The sequence below is a fragment of the Chryseobacterium sp. SIMBA_029 genome, assembly GCF_046535275.1.
Taxonomy (GTDB): domain Bacteria; phylum Bacteroidota; class Bacteroidia; order Flavobacteriales; family Weeksellaceae; genus Chryseobacterium.
In genome coordinates this window covers 1-257 of the sequence record NZ_JAWRXA010000548.1, presented here as the reverse complement: position 1 = coordinate 257, position 257 = coordinate 1, and the positions used below count along the sequence as shown (strand labels likewise).

At 35.0% G+C, this 257-nt stretch carries 1 pseudogene; it reads right to left on the bottom strand.

The window, feature by feature from the left end:
* Positions 1-214, bottom strand: a pseudogene (locus SB679_RS25175) (PQQ-dependent sugar dehydrogenase); the annotation flags it as partial.
* Positions 215-257: the final 43 nt, after the last annotated feature.

Sequence of the window (257 nt, the reverse complement as noted above, 5' to 3'; positions counted from 1 at the left end):
CTTTGTTCAATACCTCTACTTGATAAGCTGTAGTTGTTTTCACTGCCTTAATTCTTGTCTGTCCCTTGAATGCGGGTTCGTATTCAGAATTAGGTCTTTCTGTTTCAACACTGCCGTCATTTCCAATTTGCTGTGCATTGGCATGGTTCTTTTGGCATGAAGATAAAATCAAAAAAACGCTCATTGCCGGAATATAAAATTGACTGATTTTCATAACATTATGATTAGATGATCTAAAATGAATGGAAAAATAATGC